Origin of the sequence: Streptomyces sp. NPDC056222, from assembly GCF_042264065.1 — a bacterium.
Lineage (GTDB): Bacteria > Actinomycetota > Actinomycetes > Streptomycetales > Streptomycetaceae > Streptomyces.
Genome location: NZ_JBHJTL010000174.1, coordinates 1 through 6,325 on the forward strand (window position 1 = coordinate 1; position 6,325 = coordinate 6,325).

Here is a 6,325-nt window from a genome sequence, read left to right on the forward strand (position 1 = left end):
TTTTAATCTTCCGGCCACCACCTAGATATACACCCAAAATATCGGGGCCTGCTTCTTTTTTTTTTAAGAGACAGCTTGGGGTTTGGTGCCCTCCGGCGGGTGGGGGGGCCCACCGGGGTGGGGGGCCCGCCCTCCGGCCCTCCCTACGGGGCCTCGCCGGAGAGGGAGCCGCCGGTGACGGCGTCGACGGTCAGGATGACCAGCATGGCCACGCCGTTCAGCGCACAGAAGAGAATGAAGAGCCCCAGGGAGAAGTTCAGGCGGCGCGGGAGCGGCGCCTGGGGCACAAGTGCGTCCGACGGGTCGCTGGGGTCGTAACCGGCCCGGACGAACTGCTCGAAGCCCCAGTACTTGAGAGGGCGCGTCGTGCCGGTGTTGTCCGTGTACAGATACACGCCCGGCACGTCGGAGGGCGTCGCGACGACCGTGATGCCGTGCCTGAGCAGCCGCCTTTCGTGTATCCACCGTCCGGCCGCGTACGCGCCGACGCCGAGCCCCGCCGTCGTGATGCCGCCGACCGGCACGAGGCCGATGATCAGCCCCGCCTCTCCCGCGACCGCGACGATCACGCACAGGGCGACGACCGCGACCAGGGAGCCGATCACCAGCCACTTGATGCGGCGCAGGAACCTCTGGTGCCAGGTGGGGGAGAGGGAGCGCACCACGGTGTGGTGGGTGCCGTCGATGTCGTCCGTCGGGCCGGGCAGCAGCTCGTTCAGGGCATCGGCGAAGACGACGGCGGCGGCCTCGCTCACGTCCTCGATCCGGTACGTGACCGGTGTGACCCCCGCCTTGGCCCGCAGTTCGAGCGTGACCCTGCGGCCCTCGGCGTGGACCTTGGCGACCGACCCGGGGAGGAACGTCACCACTTCGCCGGGGCGCTCAAGGGTGAGCGCCTGCTCATCGGCGGACAGGACGGAGCCGCCGCGGCCTTGGAGGACGGGTAGGGAGGAGATGATCGACATCCCCTCACCCTCCGAAGGCGGGGAGCGCGAGCCGGAACGTCCCGTAGTCGATGAGCGCTGCGATGGCGGCGATCACGAAGAACAGGATCAGGCTGCCCACCTGATCGCCCCGCCCGGTGCGGACGACCGCGGTCAGCGGCTTCCGGGGGTGGTAGGCGACCTGGACGGGCTTGCCCTTGTTGCTGCCGCCGACGTAGCGGGTGACGCCATCGGTGTCCGTGTAGGCGTTGGTGGTCGTGCCGTTCCGGTAGATCTGCCGCGCGTCCACGGTGATGCCGTAGCGGCGCAGGTACCAGTCCTCCCATACGGACGTCAGACCCGCCCAAGCGAGAAAAGAGGCCCCTACGCCGAGCTCCCCGAGCAGCAGCGTCGCGATTCCCCGGCCCCAGTTCCTGTCGAGGAGCCCGACGACGACGGCGAGGGCCGCGACAGCGGCGAAGGCGGTGTAGGTCGTCCACTTGGCAGGCTTGGGAAGGCCGCCCCGTACCTCGTCGTCCTCGTCCTCCTCCTCGCCGGCGATCAGACTCCGGGTGACGACGAGCGTGGCGCCGTCGATCACCGTCTCGCCCTCGGCGCGTTCGGGCAGCGCGGCGTTCACGACGTCCGCGAAGACCGAGGCGGCGGCCGCGCTCACGTCCGTGACCCGGTAGACGGTCGGCGTGGCCCCCGCCGGGGCCGTCAACTCGATGGAGACGGCGCGCCTTTCGGCCTGCACGCGGGCGATCGCCGTGAGCGGGATGCGCAGCTCGTCGTCCGGGCGACGCAGCATCAGCTCCTCGTCAGCGGAACGGAGTTCAGTGCCCTTGTCGCCCTGGAGGACGGGTATGGGCGAAGTGATCGACATGCGCGTGATCGTAGGGTGCGAGGTCACGCTGGTGAAGGGGGTGTGGGGGTTTCGGTCGGGACCTGTGGTGTCGTACGGTCCGCCTGTGAACTTGGTGACTGCAGTGCTCGCTTGTTTCATCATTGCGTCCGTGCCGGTCTTCATCTTCGGCCTGCTGATCGTCGCCGGTGAAGGGGGCGAGCTGAAGAAGATGGAAGACCTGAACGAGTCAGGCCTCGAGGTGCAGGCGCGACTGGTCAGCGCGGTGCCGATCAACACGACGGGCACGTTGAGCGTGATCTACGAGTTCCGGACCGCGACCGGGACCGCCCGCCACCAGACCGGTGTCTCGGTGGGCCCCGCGCACGTGGTCGACGACCTGTATCCGCTGGTCTACGACCCGAACAACGTGAAGCGCGTGCACATGGGAACGAAGGCGACGGTCCGCAAGGAGCGCAGATTCCGCCAGAGCTCCTTGCGGGGCGCGAAGCTGACCGCGCTCCTGTCCTTCGCTGCGGGTGTGCTCGCGACGGTGGGGCTGATCGTCAGCCCCTCCTGACCTCCGCGACGAACGCGGCCCAGGCGGCGGCGGGGACGATGAGGGTGGGGCCGGCGGGGTTCTTGCTGTCCCGGACGGGGACGACACCGGGGACGTCGTACGCGACCTCGACGCAGTTGCCGCCGTCGCCGTCGCTGTAGGAGCTCTTGAGCCAACGAGCATTGCTCAGGTCGTAGTCGCGCATCGTCTGTGGTCCTCAGCCGCCGACTCGATCAGTGCGAGGGACGCCCCCGGCGACAGAGCGGCGGCCCTTAGCAGATCGTATGCCGCCTGCGCCCGCTTCACCACAGCCGGATCGTCCAGCAGATTGCCCGAATACACCGCCTCTGTATAGGCGGTTGGGGGCGCGTCCTCGAACTCCATGAGCTTGAGCGGCTTGCCCATCTGGGGGTACGCACCTGCCGCGTAGGGCAGGACTTGGATGAGCGCCTTGCGTTCGTGTACATGGGCCATGAGGTGGTTGAGCTGCTGAGTCATCACCACTGGGCCGCCCACCGGGATTCGTAGCACCGTTTCGTGCAGGATCACCCAATACACGGGTCGTGTAGCGCCCTTCAGGATCGCCGACCGTGAGATGCGGCCTTCGACTGTCTCCTCCACGTCCTCGTCGGGGGCGAGGGGGTTGCTGGCGCGGACGACAGCCCGCGCGTACTCGGATGTCTGGAGCAGGCCCGGGACGGCCGTGGATTCGAACTCGCAGATCTTTGTCGCCACCGACTCCAGCTCAGCCACCTGGTGGAAATAGGACGCGTACGGCGACTTGTTGATGAGTTTGCGCCACGTCCGTTCGAAAATACCGCCGGTTTGTAGTACCTGGTCGATTCGCTGCGCCACATCCAGTTGCGGTTTTCGGATTCCCTGTTCGAACAGGCCGATGTAACCGCCCGATACGAACACCTGTCGGCCCAACTCGCCCTGTGAGAGCCCGGCCGCCTCACGGCGCTCCTTCAGGAGCTCGCCGAAGAACTCCCACGCATCCTGCCGCTTGCCGCCTCTGGCCATGGATTAACTCCCGAACCCTACGCACCAGTTGTAGGACCTGCGCATCTGCCGATTCTACGGACCCGGTACCACCCTGGATGCGGTAAGCGGGAAATTGATTCGGAAAGGGTTGCGTTGGTGAAGGAAGAACACGAGCGACCGACAACGGGGACCGTTCAAGAGGCTCAGGAGGTGGCAGGGGAATTGCGCGACGCACTCGCGAGGGTCGGAATCGTCCTGCCCTCGCTCGGGCTCGACGTTCTCACCCTCGCCTCCGATCCCCCTCGGCCGCTCATCGAATTGGGACGCTGCACGGTGGAGACGGCGCGCCGGCTGGCCGCCGTCGTACCGCCGGGGGAAGAAGGGGGCCGGTCGTGAAACTGCCCATCGGGTCGTACGTCGTCGACATCCGTACAGGGAAGGTCGGCACGGTCATGGGGCACGAAGGCCCGTACATCCAGCTGAGGCCGCTCGGCGGCGGGCGGGAGTGGGACGCGGAACCGGACGGGGTGCGGGCTGCCACGGCCGCCGAGCGGCTCAGCGCGGCCACGGCGCACGCGAACGCGCGGAGCCGGGGCGAGGTGCCGTGAAGAGGGCGCCGCAGGGCGGGGGCGAGGCCCCCGCCCCTCGGCGCGGGGGTCTCAGTCCTCGTAGTAGTTCGTCAGGACACAGCCCTCCACCAGGGTGTCGTCCTTGCGGTAGCCGCTCGGGGTCGTGAAGTCCGGGTGGCAGTTCAGCATCATCAGGGCGCCGGGCTGGAGGAGACTCCGGATCGGCGCGCTCCGGTCGTTGAGGACGGCGAAGTCCTTGCCGATCAGGAACTTGCCGCGGTGGCCCTTGTTCGGGCTCTCCTTGCGGTCCTCGTCGAGGTCGGTCTTGTACGCGGCCTGGAAGGTCCTCATGTCCGTGAACATGAAGATGCGGATGCCGCGACCACAGGCGCCGCGCTCGGTGACGGTCCACTTCTCGTCGTAGGCCTCGTCGCCCGGGAAGAAGTCGTCGTCGTCCGGGTCGGTGGAGAGGTCGTCGCACTCGGTGTAGGCGTTGATGATCTCGGCCGGCCGCCTCATCGAGCCCGCCGTGGGCAGCTCCAGGTCGATGCCGGGACCGGAGCCGTTGGTGCCGCCGTTCCGCTCCGGGTTGCTGCCCAGCACCTCGTCGACACTCGTGCCCTGGCCCGTACCGTCGCTGTTTCCGCCTCCGCGGCCGGTCAGCGTGGTCAGGGCCAGCAGGGCCGCCGTTGCGGTCGTGACGAGCGGTGTGAGGCGCATGAGTTCGGTGACCCCCGTGGGAACGATCAAGGACGCGGCGACTCTGGATTTGCCGCCGTGCACATGGCAAATGGTCGCCTGGTGCATGAGCGAGAATGGCCGCATGAGTCTGTTCCGCGACGACGGCATCGTGCTGCGCACCCAGAAGCTGGGTGAAGCGGACCGCATCATCACGCTCCTCACGCGGGGTCACGGTCGCGTACGCGCCGTAGCGCGCGGGGTCCGGCGGACCAAGTCGAAGTTCGGGGCCAGGCTCGAACCCTTCTCCCATGTCGACGTGCAGTTCTTCGCCCGCGGGAGTGATCTCGTCGGGCGGGGGCTTCCGCTCTGTACGCAGAGCGAGACCATCGCCGCGTACGGCGGTGGGATCGTCACCGACTACGCCCGCTACACCGCCGGGACGGCGATGCTGGAGACGGCGGAGCGGTTCACGGACAATGAGGGCGAGCCGGCCGTGCAGCAGTACCTGCTGCTCGTCGGCGGTCTGCGGACGCTCGCCCGGGGCGAGCACGCGCCTCATCTCATCCTCGACGCCTTTCTCCTGCGCTCCCTCGCCGTCAACGGCTACGCGCCGAGCTTCGAGGACTGCGCGAAATGCGGACTTCATGGGCCGAACCGGTTCTTTTCGGTCGCGGCGGGCGGGGTCATATGCGGCGACTGCCGAGTGCCCGGCAGCGTCGTACCCTCTCCGGAGGCCATCGGCCTGCTCAGCGCGCTGCTCACCGGCGACTGGGCGACGGCGGACGCGTGCGAGCCGCGTCACGTGAGGGAGGGGAGTGGGCTGGTGTCCGCCTACCTCCACTGGCACCTGGAGCGCGGCCTGCGCTCCCTGCGGTATGTAGAGAAGAGCTAGGAGATCCATCGCCATGGCCATCGCACGACGCGGAATCCTCGGACGGCAGCGCCGGGAGTACAAGGTCCCCGAGCCGCACCCCTCCGGTGCCCGTCCGCCGAAGCTCCCCGCCGAGCTGGTGCCCAACCATGTGGCCTGCGTGATGGACGGCAACGGCCGATGGGCCCAGGAGCGCGGCCTGCCGCGCACCGAGGGGCACAAGGTCGGCGAGGGCGTGGTCCTCGACGTGCTCAAGGGATGTCTGGAGATGGGCGTCAAGAACCTCTCCCTCTACGCCTTCTCCACCGAGAACTGGAAGCGCTCCCCCGAGGAGGTCCGCTTCCTCATGAACTTCAACCGTGACGTCATCCGCCGCCGGCGGGACGAGATGGACGAGCTGGGCATCCGTATCCGCTGGGTCGGCCGGATGCCGAAGATGTGGAAGTCGGTCGTCCAGGAGCTCCAGGTCGCCCAGGAGCAGACCGTCGACAACGACGCCATGACGCTGTACTTCTGCGTGAACTACGGCGGCCGCGCCGAGGTCGCCGACGCCGCGAAGAAGATCGCGCAGGATGTGGCGGCGGGGAAGCTGGACCCGTCGAAGGTCAATGAGAAGACCTTCCAGAAGTACCTCTACTACCCGGACATGCCGGACGTCGACCTGTTCCTGCGCCCCAGCGGTGAGCAGCGCACCTCGAACTACCTGATCTGGCAGAGCAGTTACGCGGAGATGATCTTCCAGGACGTGTTGTGGCCGGACTTCGACCGCCGTGACCTGTGGCGGGCCTGCGTGGAGTACGCCTCCCGCGACCGCCGCTTCGGTGGCGTGGACCCGGCGGACATGGCCGTGCTCGACAAGGCCTGAGGACGGACGAGGCCCGGGCCGTACGGACG

Annotated in this window: 10 protein-coding genes; 5 read left to right on the plus strand and 5 right to left on the minus strand. The window is 67.9% G+C overall.

From position 1 onward, the window contains the following. Nucleotides 1–143 precede the first annotated feature (143 nt). Entirely contained in the window at nucleotides 144–965 is an 822-nt protein-coding gene (locus ACFC0D_RS37760) for a hypothetical protein (protein ID WP_376446460.1), read from the minus strand. Nucleotides 966–969: 4 nt separating this feature from the next. After that, the gene (locus tag ACFC0D_RS37765; RefSeq protein ID WP_376446463.1) at nucleotides 970–1,809 is read right to left on the minus strand and encodes a hypothetical protein; all 840 of its coding nucleotides are present in this window, start codon (nucleotides 1,807–1,809) and stop codon (nucleotides 970–972) included. Between ACFC0D_RS37765 and ACFC0D_RS37770 the strand changes: the two genes are divergently transcribed. Continuing rightward, nucleotides 1,790–2,347, plus strand: coding sequence for a hypothetical protein (locus ACFC0D_RS37770; protein ID WP_376446466.1), 558 nt, complete (start codon nucleotides 1,790–1,792; stop codon nucleotides 2,345–2,347). The two genes, ACFC0D_RS37765 and ACFC0D_RS37770, sit on opposite strands and share 20 nt — an antisense overlap. Here the strand turns inward: ACFC0D_RS37770 and ACFC0D_RS37775 are convergent. Further along, complete coding sequence (locus ACFC0D_RS37775) at nucleotides 2,334–2,531, minus strand: DUF397 domain-containing protein (RefSeq protein WP_376446469.1); 198 nt, start codon at nucleotides 2,529–2,531, stop codon at nucleotides 2,334–2,336. The two genes, ACFC0D_RS37770 and ACFC0D_RS37775, sit on opposite strands and share 14 nt — an antisense overlap. After that, the gene (locus ACFC0D_RS37780; protein WP_376446472.1) at nucleotides 2,513–3,349 is read right to left on the minus strand and encodes a Scr1 family TA system antitoxin-like transcriptional regulator; all 837 of its coding nucleotides are present in this window, start codon (nucleotides 3,347–3,349) and stop codon (nucleotides 2,513–2,515) included. The genes ACFC0D_RS37775 and ACFC0D_RS37780 overlap by 19 nt, the downstream gene beginning before the upstream one ends. A 171-nt stretch (nucleotides 3,350–3,520) precedes the next feature. On the opposite strand from ACFC0D_RS37780, the gene ACFC0D_RS37785 reads away from it, so the two are divergent. Further along, on the plus strand, nucleotides 3,521–3,706 hold the full coding sequence (locus ACFC0D_RS37785) for a hypothetical protein (RefSeq protein WP_376446475.1): 186 nt from the start codon (nucleotides 3,521–3,523) through the stop codon (nucleotides 3,704–3,706). After that, nucleotides 3,703–3,918, plus strand: coding sequence for a hypothetical protein (locus ACFC0D_RS37790; RefSeq protein ID WP_376446477.1), 216 nt, complete (start codon nucleotides 3,703–3,705; stop codon nucleotides 3,916–3,918). The genes ACFC0D_RS37785 and ACFC0D_RS37790 overlap by 4 nt, the downstream gene beginning before the upstream one ends. Before the next feature lie 51 nt (nucleotides 3,919–3,969). Here the strand turns inward: ACFC0D_RS37790 and ACFC0D_RS37795 are convergent, their stop codons facing one another. Continuing rightward, entirely contained in the window at nucleotides 3,970–4,629 is a 660-nt protein-coding gene (locus tag ACFC0D_RS37795) for a hypothetical protein (RefSeq protein ID WP_376446480.1), read from the minus strand. A 73-nt stretch (nucleotides 4,630–4,702) separates the two neighbouring features. Here ACFC0D_RS37795 and recO point away from each other — a divergent pair, with 73 nt between their 5' ends. Both recO and ACFC0D_RS37805 read left to right on the plus strand, forming a co-directional pair. Continuing rightward, on the plus strand, nucleotides 4,703–5,452 hold the full coding sequence (recO, locus tag ACFC0D_RS37800) for a DNA repair protein RecO (RefSeq protein ID WP_352187931.1): 750 nt from the start codon (nucleotides 4,703–4,705) through the stop codon (nucleotides 5,450–5,452). A gap of 19 nt (nucleotides 5,453–5,471) precedes the next feature. Next, nucleotides 5,472–6,296: an isoprenyl transferase gene (locus ACFC0D_RS37805; RefSeq protein WP_376446484.1), complete on the plus strand. Its 825-nt coding sequence runs from the start codon at nucleotides 5,472–5,474 to the stop codon at nucleotides 6,294–6,296. Nucleotides 6,297–6,325: the final 29 nt, after the last annotated feature.